Here is a 15,175-nt window from a genome sequence, read left to right on the forward strand (position 1 = left end):
TCAGTTGTCTCCGGTGGTGAGCGCCAGGAATGCGGATTCGAGATTGTGCGAGGTGATTTCGAGATCGACTGCGGTCGTCTCGGTGAGCAGATAGCGGGCGATGGCGTCGGAATCCTTGGTGTGCACGATGATTCGGTCACCGCGCAGCTCGACATCATCGATGCCCGGGACCGCTAGCAGGCGGGCCGGATCGGCACCGGGCAGTGTCGCGCTGACGGCGCGGCCCGCCGCCAGGTTCTTGATCTCGGCGGCACTGCCGTCGGCGACGACGCGGCCCGCGCGCACCAGCACGATCCGGTCGGCGTATGCGTCGGCCTCGTCGAGGTAATGGGTGGCGAACAGGACGGTGCGGCCGCGATCGGAATCCTCGCGCATCGCATTCCAGAACTCGCGGCGACCCTCCACATCCATGCCGGTGGTCGGCTCGTCGAGCACGATGAGGTCCGGATTCGGCAGCAGCGCGAGCGCGAATCGCAGCCGTTGCTTCTGGCCGCCCGAGCATTTGCCGACCAGCCGACCGCCGATATCGGCGATACCGGCGCGCGCGAGCACCTCATCGACCGAACGCGGATGCGCGTGCAACGTGGCCACCAGTTGCACGGTCTCGGCGACGGTCAGATCAGGCAGTAGGCCGCCGGACTGCATCACCGCCGAAATACGGCCTGCCGCAAGCGCTTCCGCCGGTGGGCCGCCGAAAACCTGGACACTGCCGGTGTCCGGCGTTGCCAGCCCGAGCACCATATCGATGGTGGTGGTCTTACCCGCGCCATTGGGGCCGAGGAAGGCGACGATCTCACCCGGCGCGACCACCAGGTCGAGTCCGTCGACGGCATGCACCTCGCCGCCGCCCGGGAGCCGGAAGCTCTTGTGCAGGTCGCGCAGTTCGATCGCGGACGACGCCCGGTGCCTGCCCGAGCCGCCCGCCGCGGCGAAAATGGCCGTGGATGTCAGTGCCGAAGTCATGACTCAACGGTCACCCGAACCGGGGGCCGGTACCTCGCACGAGTGTCACGAACCTGCCATGACATCTGTCATGCGGTCAGCGGTTCAGGGCAGCAGTCCCTGCCGCGCCTTACCCGCGCCGGAGAGCACGAGCAGCAGCATCGTGGCCAGCGCCTGATCGTCCAGACCGGCGGCCGGGAAGGTGTAGCGCAACATGACATCGGCCTGGTTGCCGCGGGTGATCAGCGTGATCGAACCGAACTGAATCGCGCTGTTACGCTCGGCGACTCGCTTGTGCAGCTGCGGCTTGAGCGGGCGGTCCCAGGCCAGCACGCAGGTCAGCGTCAACACATCCAGGCCGGGTGCCAGCGTTACCGCGCGCAACGAGCAAAGCGCGCCCTCGTATTCGAAGCCGATCGAACCGTCCGAGTCGACGCGCACATCGACGTCGTAGAGCGACAGGCAGGCGCCGGCGCGGGCCTGTAGCTCTTGTTCGGGGGTGACTGCTGCGTCCATATCGGTGCCGCCGTTCATTTGTTGCCGCCGTTCACTTGGTCCCCCCGAAGCGGCGATCACGCGAAGCGTACTGGAGACAGGCCTCCCACAAGTTGCGCCTGTCGAAATCGGGAAACAGTGTGTCCTGGTAGACGTATTCGGCGTAGGCGGATTGCCAGATGAGGAAGTTCGAACTGCGGAATTCGCCGGAAGGGCGCAGGAACAGGTCGACGTCCGGCATATCCGGCTCGTCCAGGTATTTGGCGATCGTCGCCTCGGTCACCCGCTCCGGATCGATCTCCCCCGCGGCCACGCGACGCGCGATTTCCCTTGCCGCATCAGCGATTTCGGCGCGACCACCGTAGTTGACGCACATGGTGAGGGTCATCACCGTGTTGTTCTTGGTCAGCTCCTGCGCGGTCTCGAGTTCGTTGATCACGCTGCGCCACAGGCGCGGTCGCCGCCCGGCCCAGCGCACTCGCACACCCATCTCGTGCATCTCATCGCGACGGCGACGGATGACATCCCGGTTGAACCCCATCAGGAAGCGCACTTCCTCCGGGCTGCGCCGCCAGTTCTCGGTGGAGAAGGCGTAGGCCGAGAGCCACTTCACGCCGATCTCGATGCAGCCCTCGACGGTGTCCATCAGGACCGCCTCGCCGCGCTCGTGCCCCGCGGTGCGCGGCAGCCCGCGCTCCTGCGCCCAACGACCGTTGCCGTCCATCACCAACGCCACATGCTTGGGCACCAACTCCGCAGGCAGTTCCGGCGGTGTCGCCCCCGATGGATGCGGCGACGGCGGGCGGACGGTGCGTTCGGCACCCGACCGTGCGCTGGTCGACCTGGTCGGCGCGGCAGAGTCTCGACGGAGGATCACGGCACCTATCCTGCCTGATGGTTGTGGAGGGATTGTGCGGACCACCGATACCCGGTGACGGCGCTCGTCATGCGGTTCGGGTCGCCTCCTCAGCCCACCTGTGCGGCGGTTGACGACTCCAGCCCGGTCGCTGCATCTGCCGAACGCGAACGCTCGATCAGCGGAAGTGTGCGCAACTGACGCTCGAGATGCCACTGCAGATGCGCCGCGACCAGGCCGCTGGCCTGTCTGCGGATCTGATCGGGGACCTGCTCGACGTAATCCCACTCGCCTTTCAGCAGAGCGACCAGCAGATCGAGCACGCCCGGGGCCGGGGTCGCCGAACCGGGCGGGCGGCAGTGCACGCAGACCGCGCCACCGGCGGCGACGTGGAAGGCGCGATGCGGACCGGGTGTCGCGCAGCGCGCGCATTCGTCCAGCGCGGGGGCCCAACCCGCAAAACCCATGGCGCGCAATAGATATGCGTCGAGGATCAGCTCGTGCGGGCGCTGTTTGGCGGCGATCGCCCGCAGCGCGCTCGCGGTCAATGCGTGCAGCTTCGGTGCGGGCGCGCGCTCCTCACCGGCCAGCCGCTCCGCGGTCTCCAGTACCGCGCAGGCCGTGGTGTAGCGGCCGTAATCGTCGACGATATCGGCGGCGAATGCCTCCATGGTGTGCACCTGGGTGACCGTGTCGAGATTGCGCCCGGGATGCAGCTGCACGTCCACGTACGCGAACGGCTCCAACCGCGCCCCGAACCGCGACTTGGTCCGCCGCACCCCCTTGGCCACCGCCCGCACCAACCCGTGCTGCCGGGTCAGCAACGTGACAATGCGATCCGCCTCCCCCAGCTTATGCTGGCGAACCACCACCGCCTCGTCTCTGTACAACCGCACCCTGCCATCCTCCCACGAACGCCCGACCCCCACCCCAGACGCGGCCCAATAGCGTCAGCAGATGAGGCCTGATCAGGAGAAATCGTGGGTGAAGATCGGTTGCCCTTCGATCTGGCGGGTTATCAAGAACGGGTGCGATCAGGCGCATGCTTCATCTGCGACCTGGTCGCGGGTGCCCCCGGGTCGGAGCATGAGGTCATCCTCGACGACGGCGCGCATATCGCATTTCTCGGGAGATATCCGACGATGTACGGGCACGTGCTGGTAGCTCCCAAGGCTCATATCGAGCATGTGGTCCGCGATTTCGATGAGGACGCGTACCTGGGATTGCAGGCGGTGGTTCATCGGGTCGCGCGCGCTGTCGAAGCCGTCGTGCCGTCCGAGCGCACCTATCTGCTCTCGCTCGGTAGCCAGCAGGGGAACGCACATGTGCACTGGCATGTGCAGCCGCTCACTCCTGGCACGCCGTATGAGCGTCAGCAGTTTCACGCGTTGATGGCGGAGAACGGGGTGATTGCTTGGTCGGGGACGGAGGCGGCGGAGTTGGGTGGGCGGTTGCGGGCGGAACTCGGTTCGGGAAGGTAGATCCGCGGCTATGATCTGCGGATGCGCGGAATTCGGTTCTGCTCAGTGGTTTTGGCGGCGGTCGCGGCTGTCGGGGTCGCGGGGTGTGGGGATAAGCCGAGTTCGCGTGCGGCCGATGAGACGGCGTTCGTTTCGGTGACGGAGATGGATTCGACGATCGTTGTCGATGCGCGGTACTTCGGGGAGCACAACTTCATCGGTGGACGGATCAATGGGTATGAAGCGCCCAAGTGCTTGTTGACGAAAGAGGCGGCTGCGGCGCTTGCGGAAGTACAGCTGGAATTGCGGCCGATGGGGTTGGGGCTGAAGACCTACGACTGTTATCGGCCCCAGCGGGCAGTGGACCAATTCGTCAGTTGGGCAAAGGATCTCGGCGATACCAAGATGCGGGCGGAGTTCTATCCGACGGTGGACAAGGCGAATCTGTTCCGGGACGGATACATCGCGGAGAAGTCCGGGCACAGCCGGGGCAGCACCTTGGATCTCACGATCGTCGCGCTACCGCCCGCCGATCAGGAGCAGTATCACGGCGGTGATCCGCTGCGCGCCTGCACACTGCCCGCCGACCAGCGCTTCCGGGACAACAGCCTCGACTTCGGCACCGGCTACGACTGCTTCGACCCGCTGGCCCATACGGCCGACCTCTCGATCGGCGGCACTCAGCGCGCGATGCGGGAACTGCTGACCAATCTGATGGCCGAGCACGGTTTCACCAATCTCGCCGAGGAATGGTGGCACTTCACCCTGAAGAACGAACCCTTCCCGAATACCTACTTCGACTTCCCCATCCGCTAGGGGGTCCGCAGAATCCCACCGATGAGCAGCATCAGTGACTGCTGCGCCTGCGTCTGCGCGGCCGCCTTATCCGTGGCGTGCGCAACGATCAACCCCGCCTCGGTGACCGCGCTGAAGATCAGCTGGGCCAGGACCTGAATCGGCGCATCGGCGATCAGCCCCGCGTCACGGGCGCGTTCCAATTGAGCGACGACCAACCCCAGCCCATGGCGCGCCTCGAACTCTCGAAACGCCTGCCAGCCAAGGACCGCGGGGCCGTCGTAGAGGGTGATGCGGATCATCTCCGGGCGCTGACAGATCTGCAGGAAGACATTCAGGCCGATGGCCATCGAGGTGAGAATGTCATCGGGATTCCCTGCGCCGATGGCGTTTTCGATTTCCTGCGTGGTCTCGATTTCCATCTTTTCGAGCACGGCCAGGAACAGGCCGCGCTTATCGCCGTAGTGGTGGTGCAGGGCGCCGCGGGTGACTCCCGCCTCGGTCACGAGTTCCTCGGCCGAGGTCGCCGCGAAACCGCGCTCGGCGAACAACCGGCGACCGGCCTGCTCGAGCGCGGCTCGGGTGGCACGGGAGCGATCCTCCTGACTACGGCGTTGCATGCGCCCGAGTGAACTCCAGAATCGTTTCGGAGAGCAACTCGGGCTGATCTTCGGACAGGAAGGTGTAGGAGTCGTCGATGAACTTCATGGTCGCGTTCGGCAGGTCGGCGGCCAGGCGTTCGGCGAATTTCACCGGGAAGATCTTGTCCTCGCGAGCCCATGCGACCAGCACCGGAACCCGCACCGACGGGAATCGGGTCGCGGCCTCGAGTGTGTAGCGGCGATGCACGGTCTTCAGGAACCGGCGCAGATCCTTGCGGATCGCCGCCGAATTCCGGCTCGGCAGCAGGTAGGAGTCGGCGATCTCCGGCGGGACCGGGCGCTTTGTCACCCAGCCGAAGGCGATGGGCAGCCGATGCAGTGCCCGGATCCGCATCAACTCGGTCAGCGGCCGCAGCGAGCCGGGTACCCGTGCCAGCACGGGCAGCGCCGCGAAGGCAGGCGGGAAGAACGCCTCGTACGCATCGCACGAGGCCAGTACGGCGCGGCCGATCCGCTCCGGACGACGGGTCAGCAACAACTGGGTGATCGCGCCGCCGGTGTCATTGGCGACAACGGTGACATCGGTGAGATCGAGTCGCTCCAGAAAGTCGGCGATCAGATCGGCGACCCCGGTGGGCGTGAGATCTGCTGCGGGGACGGGGATTTCGTGTGAACCGAGCGGCAGGTCCGGACTGAGACAGCGATAGCCCGCCGCCGCGATGGTGGGGACGACATTGCGCCAGAGATCGGAGTTGACGAGCAGGCCGTGCACGAAAACGACCGGCGCGCCCTCCCCCGTGTCGTGATACCGAATGCGGCCGCCGGGGAGATCCACCTCATGCGTGCGGCCGAGTGACGTACTGATTCCCATGGTTCCTCCATGTGTTCGCAGTTCGTCTCCACCATTACATACATACGGTATGTATGTCTATAGCTCGGTCTCCTACCTGGGGTGGAGATTCGGGAGCCGATGTGGACGGTTGACCAGCTTCCGCGCTACCGTGCAACGAAAGATCGAAGGAGACGGAGCTCACATGACGGTGTCCGACGCCACCCTGCGCCCATTCGAGACCGCCGAACTCGGCCTCGCCGACCACGCGGCCGCGCTCGCGCAGGGCAGGATCAGCTCCGTGGCGGCGGTCGGCGCCGCACTGGACCGGGTCGAGGCGAGTCAGCCGAGACTGAACGCCTTCCGCGTCGTCCGGCGCGAAAAGGCACTCGCCGAAGCGGCCGCGGCCGACGAACGCTTGGCCGCCGGCGAACGACTCCCCCTGCTCGGCGTGCCGATCGCGATCAAGGACGATACCGATATCGCCGGTGAGCCAACGGCATTCGGCTGCGGCGGCGAGCTCCCGCCGAAAACCGAAGACGCGGAATCGGTTCGACGGCTGCGCGCGGCCGGTGCGGTGATCATCGGCAAGACCAACACCTGCGAACTCGGCCAACTGCCGTTCACCAGCGGCGCCGCCTTCGGCCACACTCGCAACCCGTGGGGTGCCGAATACACACCGGGCGGCTCATCCGGCGGTTCCGCGGCCGCCGTCGCGGCCGGATTGGTACCCGCCGCACTGGGTTCCGACGGCGCGGGCTCGGTCCGCATCCCGACCGCATGGACCAATCTCGTCGGCATCAAACCACAGCGCGGCCGCATCTCCACCTGGCCCGCCGCCGAGGCATTCCACGGCCTCACCGTGAACGGACCATTGGCCCGCACCGTCGCCGATGCCGCACTGCTGCTCGACACCGCGGCCGGACCGCATCCCGGCGATCTGCACACCCCCGAACCGCTCACCGTCTCCAATGCGGTCGGCCGCGATCCGGGACGACTGCGCATCGCCCTCTCGCTGCGAATCCCGTTCACCGCCACCAGAACCGCGCTGCATCCGGAGGTCGAAGTCGCGGTGCAGCGCATCGCCACCACACTGCGCCGCCTCGGTCATTCGGTAACCGTGGCGGATCTGCACTACGGCATCATGATCGGTGCGTCCTTCCTGCCGCGCTCGCTGGCGGGCGTCCGCAACGTCTACGACAAAATGCCTGGCGTACAAGTGGATCCGCGCACCACCGCGAACGTCTGGTTCGGCCGCGCGCTCAGCGGACCGGCACTGTTCGCGGCGCGTCAGGCGGAAACGTTGCTGCACAAGCGAATCGGCGGCTTCTTCCGCGACTACGATCTGGTGCTCGCACCTACCACCGCGACTCCCCCGCCCCGTGCCGAAGAGATCGACAGCATCGGCGTCAATGCCACCAACGACCTCATCACGGCCGCCTGCCCGTACACCTGGCCCTGGAATGTACTCGGCTGGCCCGCGGTGAATGTCCCGGCCGGTTTCACCGACACCGGCCTGCCGGTGGGCGCACAACTCATGGGCACCGCGAACACCGAGCCGCTGCTTGTTTCCGTTGCGGCACAACTGGAGTCGGAACTCCGCTGGGACCGCAATCGCCCCGAACCGTGGTGGTGAGTTCACCGATCGGGCGGGGTCCAGACTTCGGTATCGCTCTTGGTGCCCGCCCGGGCACCCGTCCGGTCCCGGCCGTTGACGACGCCCTGCGGACACATCATTGCGCAAGGACACGGGAGTGCTCGGTGTTGTCGGAATGGACCGCAGCACCGCGGAGACGGCGCGGGCGATCGGCAAATTGGGCGATCTCGGGGTGCCGGTCGTCGCGACGACACTGTCGGCCGACGGGTTGGAGGCCGCGTCGCCGATGTTCTGGCTCCCTACCATCCGTCGTGGCCCGGCGACCGCACGGGATTGGCCTACGACGTCGCCGGTGCGATCCTGTAGGCGGTCCGCGCCAATCGCGCCCGGCCCGAGCGCGCCCGCGATGTCAATCGTGCCGCCATCGCGCTGCAACTGCGCGGCACCGACTATCTCGGAGTCACCGGGACGCTGTAGGGGACGCCGCGCAGCGCCGGGACATACACCGGCGCCGCCGTCAGAACCCGAGCTTGCCAAGCTGTTTCGGGTCGCGCTGCCAATCCTTGGCGACCTTGACGTGCAGGTGCAGGTAGATGCGGACGCCGAGGATGTGTTCGATTTGTTTGCGGGCGTTGGTGCCTACCTCTTTGAGGCGCGCGCCGCCCTTGCCGATGATGATGGCCTTCTGCGAGGGGCGTTCGACGTAGAGCAGGGCGTGCACATCGAGCAGGTCTTCGTTCTCTTCGCGCGGGAGGACTTCTTCGATGACCACGGCGAGCGAATGCGGGAGTTCGTCGCGGACGCCCTCCAGGGCGGCCTCGCGGATGAGCTCGGCCATGAGGGTTTCCTCGGGCTCGTCGGTGAGCTCGCCGTCGGGGTAGAAGGCCGGGCCCTCAGGCATTTTCGAGGCGATGACGTCGACCAGGACCTCGACCTGCTCGCCCTTGACGGCGGAAACCGGTACGACATCGTGGTCCGGGCCGAGCAGTCGCGACAGCGCCATCAACTGTTCGGCGACCTGGTCGCGACTCACCTTGTCGATCTTGGTGACCACACCGAGCAGGGTGGTTTTCGGCGCCATCTGCTTGATCTGCTGCAGGATCCACTTGTCGCCGGGTCCGATTTTCTCGTCGGCGGGAATGCACAGCGCGATCACGTCGACTTCGGAATACGTATCGCGGACAAGGTCGTTCAGGCGCTGGCCGAGCAGCGTGCGCGGGCGGTGCAGACCAGGGGTGTCGACCAGGATGAGCTGGGCGTGCTCGCGGTGCACGATGCCGCGAATGGTGTGGCGGGTGGTCTGCGGGCGCGAGGAGGTGATCGCGATCTTCTGGCCGACCAGCGCATTGGTCAGCGTCGACTTGCCGGTATTCGGGCGGCCGACGAAACAGACGAAGCCGGAACGGAATTCGGTGGACTTGTCAGCCACCCTGCACCTCCGCGCCCGCGGCATCATCGACGATCTCGAAGACCGCACCCGAGCGGTCGGTGAAGACGATGCGCGCCTCGGGCGAAACCTCGCGAACCGCGGAGACGCCCGCATCCGATAGCTTGCCGCTGACGACCACGGCCGCTTCGAATCCCTCTGCGCCACTGGAGATCGCGGCCGCGACGGCGGCCTGCAGGGCGGTCAGTCGCAGGGACTGCAGGGCGACATCACCGGCCGCGTAGGTGCGGCCGTCGGTATCGCGGATGGCGGCACCCGAGTTGCCGCCGGTGCGGCCGAGCGCGCCCTTCGCCAGCACCACGAGTTTGGTGTCCTCGACGTCCAATTCGGTCATTCGCTGTCTCCGTTCTCATCACGATCGGTCGGGATTTCCCGCTCGGATCCGTTACTTTTACGCTTGCCGTTGGCCTTCTCGGCATGCGATTTCTCCGGCGCCTTGCGCACCACGACGGTGTGCACCCGCACCCGTCCCCGCGCGTCCGCACCGCCTTCGCCGCGCAGCACCAGGCCGTGCACAACGGCTTTGGAGCCGGGCAGCGGCACCCGGCCCAGTGCGTGGGCGAGCAGGCCGCCGACGGTGTCGACGTCCTCCTCCTCGATTTCCAAGCCGTACAGGTCGGCCAGATCGTCGACCGACAGTCGTGCCGAAACCCGGTAGCGGCCCTCGCCGAGGTCCTCGATGGGCGGGGTCTCGTCGGTGTCGTATTCGTCGGCGATCTCACCGACGATCTCCTCGAGCACATCCTCGATGGTCACCAGTCCGGCAATGCCGCCGTATTCGTCGACCAGTAGCGCCATATGGTTTCTGCGGCGCTGCATTTCGTCGAGCAGGCTGTCCAGCGGTTTGGAGTCGGGCATGAACACCGCCGGGCGCATGGCATCGCGCACCTGCACCTTGCGACTCCTATCCGCGTACGACACAAGGTCTTTCAGGTACACCACGCCGAGGATGTCGTCGACGTTCTCGCCGACCACCGGAATGCGGGAGTGACCGCTGCGCACCGCGAGCGACATCGCCTGTGCCGCAGTCTTGTCCGCCTCGATCCAGACCATTTCGGTGCGCGGGACCATAACCGCGCGGGCCGGGGTATCGCCGAGTTCGAAGACGGACTGGATCATGCGGCGTTCGTCGTCGGCCACCACACCGCGCTCACTGGCCATCTCGACCACTTCCCGCAGCTCGATCTCGGATGCGAAGGGGCCGTTGCGAAATCCCTTACCCGGGGTGATCGCATTACCGATGAGGATCAGCAGCCTGCTGACCGGACCGAGCACCGTGCCGATGAACTGCAGTGGCAGCGCCGAGGCCAAAGCAATGGAGTAGGCGTGCTGACGACCGAGTGTGCGCGGTCCCACCCCGATCACCACATAGTCCACCAGTACCATGACCGCCGCGGTGAACAGCAGCGCCCAATTGTCGTCCCACAGCGGAATCAGCGCCGCCGCCAGCAGCACCGTCGCGCAGATCTCGCACAGAATACGAAGCAGCACAAGCAGATTCACATATCGCGGCCGATCTGCCACGATCCTGGTCAGCCGCACCGCGCCGGGCCGCTCCGCCCGGACCATATCGTCGAGACGCGCCGGTGAGACGGTGTTCAGCGCCGAATCGACTCCGGCGAATACCCCGCCGACCGGGACGAGCAGAACCGCCAGCAGGATCAGGGTCAGCGAATTCACGCGGGGCCTAGCGCCTCACCGGGCGTTGTGAAACCGGCCTTCCCCAGCAGCCGGGCATCGCGCTCGGCCAACTCGGCGCGCCGCTGAGCCTCGCGCAGGCTCTCGTACCACTCCTCGAGCAGCCGCGCCTGCAGCGCGAACATCTCCTTCTCCTCCTCCGGCTCAGCATGGTCGTAGCCGAGCAGGTGGAGCACGCCGTGCACGGTGAGCAGGGCGAGTTCGTGATCGAGGGAGTGACCGGCCTTGCGAGCCTGACCGGCGGCGAATTCGGGGCACAGCACGATATCGCCGAGCATGGACGGACCCGGTTCGGCGCTGTCCGGTCGACCACCGGGCTCCAGTTCGTCCATCGGGAAGGACATGACATCGGTCGGGCCGGGTAGGTCCATCCAGCGCATATGCAGATCCGCCATGGTGTCGAGATCGACGAGCACCATCGACAGTTCGGCCGCCGGATGCACGTCCATCCGGCCGATCACGAATCGCGCGACACTGACCAGGTCTTCTTCGGGTACGTCGACACCCGACTCGTTGGCGATCTCGATGCTCACCTGATCAGGGTATTCGGTGCGCCCGAGCCCGCACCGCGCGGCTGGCCCGGACACGTCGGTCCCACTATCGCCGATCTCCCCGGCTCGCGGCGCGACGCTGTGCGCGATTGCCCGGATAGTGCGGTCCGACCTGGGTGACCCGCTCGGCCTCGGCCCGCTCGTAGGCGTCGACGATATCGGAGACCAACCGGTGCCGAACCACATCGCTGCTGGTCAGCTGGGCGAAATGGATATCTTCGATGCCGGTCAGGATCTCACTTGCCGCGCGCAGACCCGAGCGCGCGCCATTGGGCAGGTCGACCTGGGTGACGTCACCGGTCACCACGATCTTCGAACCGAATCCGAGCCGGGTGAGGAACATCTTCATCTGCTCGGCCGTGGTGTTCTGCGCCTCGTCGAGAATGATGAACGAATCGTTCAGCGTGCGACCTCGCATGTACGCCAGCGGTGCGACCTCGATGACACCGGCCGCCATCAGCTTCGGAATGGCCTCCGGATCCATCATGTCGTGCAGCGCGTCGTAGAGCGGGCGCAGATAGGGATCGATCTTCTCGTTGAGCGTGCCGGGCAGGAAGCCGAGCCGCTCGCCCGCCTCGACGGCGGGACGGGTGAGGATGATCCGGTTGACCTGCTTGGTCTGCAATGCCTGCACGGCCTTGGCCATCGCCAGATACGTCTTGCCGGTACCCGCGGGGCCGATGCCGAACACGATGGTGTTTGCGTCGATCGCGTCGACGTAGCGCTTCTGGTTGAGCGTCTTGGGCCGGATGGTTTTACCGCGCCGGGACAGAATGTCCAGGCTCAGCACCTCGGCCGGGGATTCCGAGGAACCCTCGGTGAGCATGGATACGGTGTGGCGCACCGCCTCCGGGGTCACCACTCGATTACGACCGGTCAGCGCGACGAGCTGTTCGATCACGCGCTCGGCGAGCGCGACATCTGCCGCCTTGCCGGTGAGGGTGACGGAATTGCCGCGGACATGGATATCCGCATCCAGCAACTGCTCGAGTTCACGCAGGTTCTGGTCGGCCGAACCGAGGAAGGGGAACACGGATTCGGGAGCGAGTTCGATGCTGGAACGCACGGTGCGCGCTGCCGGGCCCGAACCGTTGTCTGCACCGATGCCTGCAGTGGGGGTAGTCGGGTCGCCGATCTCGCCTTGTGTTCTCAAAAGTGGCTATAGCCTGCTTTCCGGTCTCGAATTGCTGCGTCGTTGATGAAAGTTTAACGCGCCCCACTGACAACAGGCAGTGAATAAACGGCTACCGCAGCCGTAGCGATTGCTTGCAGGTCGCTCGAAATGGTCAGCTGATGGGGTGGCGATTGCCTCCTGATCGCTGCCTACCGTCGTGGCATCTGGATTCCCCCACGCCGGCGTGCCCAATCCTCGGTGAAGTCACGAAATCGCCGCACCGCATCCGATGGCGGGGCGGTCGCCGACCAGATCAACCCCACGTCGCGGGCCGCTGCGGCATCGGCGAGCGGGACGGTCACGATGCCCGATAGCGAACCGGCTGCGGGCGTGGGATCTTCCAGCGGCAGCAGCGCGACGCCGAGTCCGGCCGCGACCAGCCCCGCGGCGGTGAGCAGATCGCTCGATTCGAAGGCGATGCGGGGGCGGATATTCGCGGCGGCGCAGAGTTCGTCGAGAATGCGGCGCATACCGAAACCCGGATGCATGGTGATGAATTCGGCGTCGCCGAGCTCGGCGAGACGGATCTGTCGGCGGGTGGCGAGCCGATGTTCCGCGGGCACGGCCAGCGCGAGCGGCTGGGCAAGCAGTTTGCGCCAGCCGATGCCCGGGGCCGACGGACGAGGCGACACGATCGCCAAATCCGCTGTGCCGTCGACTATCTGATCGATTACCGCGTCGAACGCGCCCTGCCAGAGAGTGAACGATATGCGCGAGGATCCGCGGCGGAAACCGCCGATCAGTTGCGGGATCAGCCAGCTGCCGAAGGAGTGCTGAAACGACAGGCGGACAACGCCTTTCGCGGGATCGGCAAGGTCGGCGACGGCCTGGGCGGCGGCATCGAGTTCGGACTGGGCGCGGCGGGCGTGTTCGTAGTAGGTCCGGCCGAATTCGTTCAGCACGATGCGTTTTCCGTGGCGGTCGAAGAGTTCGACACCGAGGCGGCGCTCGAGGCGGGCCAGCATGCGCGAGAGCGTCGGCTGGGCGATGTGCAGCCGCTCGGCGGCCGCGCCGACGCGCTCCAGTTCGGCGAGTGTCGTGAACCACAGCAGGTCCTCACCCAGCACGAACAGACCTTTCCTTATGCGTCTAGTGCATTAGAAACCAGATTACTATTCATTTCCCTTCTTAATGGCGAGTGTCGATTCTGATGCCATGACCAGCACGGATATCCGCTCGACCAGCACATCGCACGAACGTCGGATCACTACCGCGCTGTTCGCCGCAGGACTGGCCACCTTCGTGTCGATGTACAGCGCGCAGGCGTTGCTGCCGAGTCTGTCGGCGGCATTCGGGGTCGACCCGGCGCGGGCCGCTTTGGCCGTGTCGTTGACCACCGGGTTTCTCGCGTTGGCGATCGTGCCGGTGAGTGCGTTGTCCTCGCGGATCGGGCGGACAACAGTGATGACCTGGTCGGCGGTGGTGTCGGCGGTCATCGGTCTGCTGCTGCCGCTGAGCCCATCGCTGGAGGTGCTGCTGGCGGGGCGGGCGCTGCAAGGTGTGGCGTTGGCCGGGGTACCTGCGGTCGCAATGGCGTACTTGGCGGAGGAGATCGGAGGCGACGGGTTGGGTGCGGCGATGGGTGTTTACGTCGCGGGCACATCGATCGGCGGGTTGTCCGGGCGGTTGATTCCGGCATTCGCGTTGGATCTGACCTCGTGGCGCTGGGCCGAGGCCGCGGTCGGCGTTGCGGCGGCCGGGTGCACGGTCTGGTTCGTGCGTGGATTGCCACCATCGCGCGGGTTCGTCGCTCGACCCGCCGGAATGCGTACCGTGCTGAGCGATATCGGCGCGCCGTTGCGGCACGGCGGGCTGCTTGCGCTGTTCGGGCTGGCCTTCGTTCTGGTGGGCGGATTCGTGTCGATCTACAACTTCCTCGGATATCGGCTGACCCGGCCGCCGTTCGAATTGCCTGCGGCCGTTGCGGGTTCGGTGTTCCTGCTGTATCTGGCCGGCACACTCGCCGCTGCCGCTGCCGGGCGTTGGGCCGATCGCATCGGCAAGCACCGCGTGCTCGCGGCTTCCGTCGCGCTGATGGGCGTCGGCGTCCTGGTCAGCATCCCGGACCAATTGATCGCGGTCATCCTAGGGATAGCCCTTTGCACCGCAGGGTTTTTCGGTGCCCACGCGGTGGCGAGCACCTGGGTCGGCGCGATAGCTCCCGGTGGCGCCGGATCGTCGCTCTACCTGTTCACCTATTACCTCGGCAGCGCCGTCATCGGCGGTTCGGCAGGCATCGCATATGCGAAGGGGGGATGGGCCGGTCTGGCGGCCTGCGTCGGTGCACTGCTGGTTGTGGCCGCAGTTCTGGTGTGGTGCTTGGCGATTCACACCCGCCGCGGAGTCGAACCCGTCGCTACTTCCAGAGTCTGTGCCGCGCCGACGGCGTGATATCCGGCGATCACCTACGGCGCTCATGACCGCGACGTCGCAGGCCAACGTCCGGACCAAGCGTGGGTCGCGGCGGCGAAGGCGGCCCGACGTGTTTCGTAGGGGAGCCGGTGTCGCTGGCGTCGGCGGCGCGGCGGAGTTCGGATGACGGACTGGTGTGGGCAACGGTCTCGGGCCGACTGCGAACGGCCGCGTGCACCTGAGTTCGGACGCTTCCAGCAATTTATAAGCAAAGCCACTGGATATCGATCCACGGATAAGACCACAGCATTTGGGCCATATACGCAAACCGCAGAGGTGGCCGTCCGTTAACTGCAGAGGCAGCCCCGCCGATCTAC

General features: G+C 66.2%; 16 protein-coding genes. 4 read left to right on the forward strand and 12 right to left on the reverse strand.

What is annotated here, in order from left to right:
* From ACZ60G_RS04385 to recO, 4 genes are all read right to left on the reverse strand, one after another.
* The gene (locus ACZ60G_RS04385) at nucleotides 1–963 is read right to left on the reverse strand and encodes an ABC transporter ATP-binding protein (RefSeq protein ID WP_465807221.1); all 963 of its coding nucleotides are present in this window, start codon (nucleotides 961–963) and stop codon (nucleotides 1–3) included.
* Nucleotides 964–1,047: 84 nt separating this feature from the next.
* Nucleotides 1,048–1,476 (reverse strand): hypothetical protein, encoded by a 429-nt coding sequence (locus ACZ60G_RS04390; protein ID WP_465807223.1) that lies wholly within the window; start codon nucleotides 1,474–1,476, stop codon nucleotides 1,048–1,050.
* Between the two features lie 13 nt (nucleotides 1,477–1,489).
* Nucleotides 1,490–2,314, reverse strand: a complete 825-nt coding sequence (locus ACZ60G_RS04395) for an isoprenyl transferase (RefSeq protein WP_465807224.1) — start codon at nucleotides 2,312–2,314, stop codon at nucleotides 1,490–1,492.
* Nucleotides 2,315–2,403: 89 nt separating this feature from the next.
* Nucleotides 2,404–3,189, reverse strand: coding sequence for a DNA repair protein RecO (recO, locus tag ACZ60G_RS04400; RefSeq protein WP_063040846.1), 786 nt, complete (start codon nucleotides 3,187–3,189; stop codon nucleotides 2,404–2,406).
* A gap of 84 nt (nucleotides 3,190–3,273) precedes the next feature.
* Here recO and ACZ60G_RS04405 point away from each other — a divergent pair, with 84 nt between their 5' ends.
* Together ACZ60G_RS04405 and ACZ60G_RS04410 are read left to right on the forward strand one after the other, a co-directional pair.
* Complete coding sequence (locus ACZ60G_RS04405) at nucleotides 3,274–3,774, forward strand: HIT family protein (protein ID WP_465807225.1); 501 nt, start codon at nucleotides 3,274–3,276, stop codon at nucleotides 3,772–3,774.
* Nucleotides 3,775–3,795: 21 nt separating this feature from the next.
* The gene (locus tag ACZ60G_RS04410) at nucleotides 3,796–4,569 is read left to right on the forward strand and encodes a M15 family metallopeptidase (RefSeq protein WP_465807226.1); all 774 of its coding nucleotides are present in this window, start codon (nucleotides 3,796–3,798) and stop codon (nucleotides 4,567–4,569) included.
* Here the strand turns inward: ACZ60G_RS04410 and ACZ60G_RS04415 are convergent.
* Together ACZ60G_RS04415 and ACZ60G_RS04420 are read right to left on the reverse strand one after the other, a co-directional pair.
* Nucleotides 4,566–5,168 (reverse strand): TetR/AcrR family transcriptional regulator, encoded by a 603-nt coding sequence (locus ACZ60G_RS04415; RefSeq protein ID WP_465807227.1) that lies wholly within the window; start codon nucleotides 5,166–5,168, stop codon nucleotides 4,566–4,568. The two genes, ACZ60G_RS04410 and ACZ60G_RS04415, sit on opposite strands and share 4 nt — an antisense overlap.
* The gene (locus tag ACZ60G_RS04420) at nucleotides 5,155–6,021 is read right to left on the reverse strand and encodes an alpha/beta fold hydrolase (protein WP_465807228.1); all 867 of its coding nucleotides are present in this window, start codon (nucleotides 6,019–6,021) and stop codon (nucleotides 5,155–5,157) included. The genes ACZ60G_RS04415 and ACZ60G_RS04420 overlap by 14 nt, the downstream gene beginning before the upstream one ends.
* 163 nt (nucleotides 6,022–6,184) lie before the next feature.
* On the opposite strand from ACZ60G_RS04420, the gene ACZ60G_RS04425 reads away from it, so the two are divergent.
* Nucleotides 6,185–7,615 (forward strand): amidase, encoded by a 1,431-nt coding sequence (locus tag ACZ60G_RS04425; protein WP_465807229.1) that lies wholly within the window; start codon nucleotides 6,185–6,187, stop codon nucleotides 7,613–7,615.
* A 478-nt stretch (nucleotides 7,616–8,093) separates the two neighbouring features.
* On the opposite strand, the gene era is transcribed toward ACZ60G_RS04425, so the two are convergent.
* The 6 genes from era to ACZ60G_RS04455 form a co-directional block, all read right to left on the reverse strand.
* Entirely contained in the window at nucleotides 8,094–9,005 is a 912-nt protein-coding gene (gene era, locus ACZ60G_RS04430) for a GTPase Era (protein WP_465807230.1), read from the reverse strand.
* Nucleotides 8,998–9,357 (reverse strand): cytidine/deoxycytidylate deaminase family protein, encoded by a 360-nt coding sequence (locus ACZ60G_RS04435; protein WP_465807231.1) that lies wholly within the window; start codon nucleotides 9,355–9,357, stop codon nucleotides 8,998–9,000. Before ACZ60G_RS04435 ends, era begins: the two co-directional genes overlap by 8 nt.
* A complete protein-coding gene (locus ACZ60G_RS04440) occupies nucleotides 9,354–10,703 on the reverse strand; it encodes a hemolysin family protein (RefSeq protein ID WP_465807232.1) in 1,350 nt (449 codons plus the stop codon). The genes ACZ60G_RS04435 and ACZ60G_RS04440 overlap by 4 nt, the downstream gene beginning before the upstream one ends.
* Nucleotides 10,700–11,254: an rRNA maturation RNase YbeY gene (gene ybeY / locus ACZ60G_RS04445; RefSeq protein ID WP_040688009.1), complete on the reverse strand. Its 555-nt coding sequence runs from the start codon at nucleotides 11,252–11,254 to the stop codon at nucleotides 10,700–10,702. Before ybeY ends, ACZ60G_RS04440 begins: the two co-directional genes overlap by 4 nt.
* Before the next feature lie 64 nt (nucleotides 11,255–11,318).
* Nucleotides 11,319–12,377: a PhoH family protein gene (locus ACZ60G_RS04450; protein WP_357470608.1), complete on the reverse strand. Its 1,059-nt coding sequence runs from the start codon at nucleotides 12,375–12,377 to the stop codon at nucleotides 11,319–11,321.
* A gap of 218 nt (nucleotides 12,378–12,595) precedes the next feature.
* Complete coding sequence (locus tag ACZ60G_RS04455) at nucleotides 12,596–13,513, reverse strand: LysR family transcriptional regulator (RefSeq protein WP_465807233.1); 918 nt, start codon at nucleotides 13,511–13,513, stop codon at nucleotides 12,596–12,598.
* Nucleotides 13,514–13,577: 64 nt separating this feature from the next.
* On the opposite strand from ACZ60G_RS04455, the gene ACZ60G_RS04460 reads away from it, so the two are divergent.
* Entirely contained in the window at nucleotides 13,578–14,837 is a 1,260-nt protein-coding gene (locus ACZ60G_RS04460) for an MFS transporter (protein ID WP_465807234.1), read from the forward strand.
* The last annotated feature ends 338 nt before the right edge of the window (nucleotides 14,838–15,175 follow it).

This window comes from Nocardia sp. NPDC102475 (assembly GCF_055584605.1).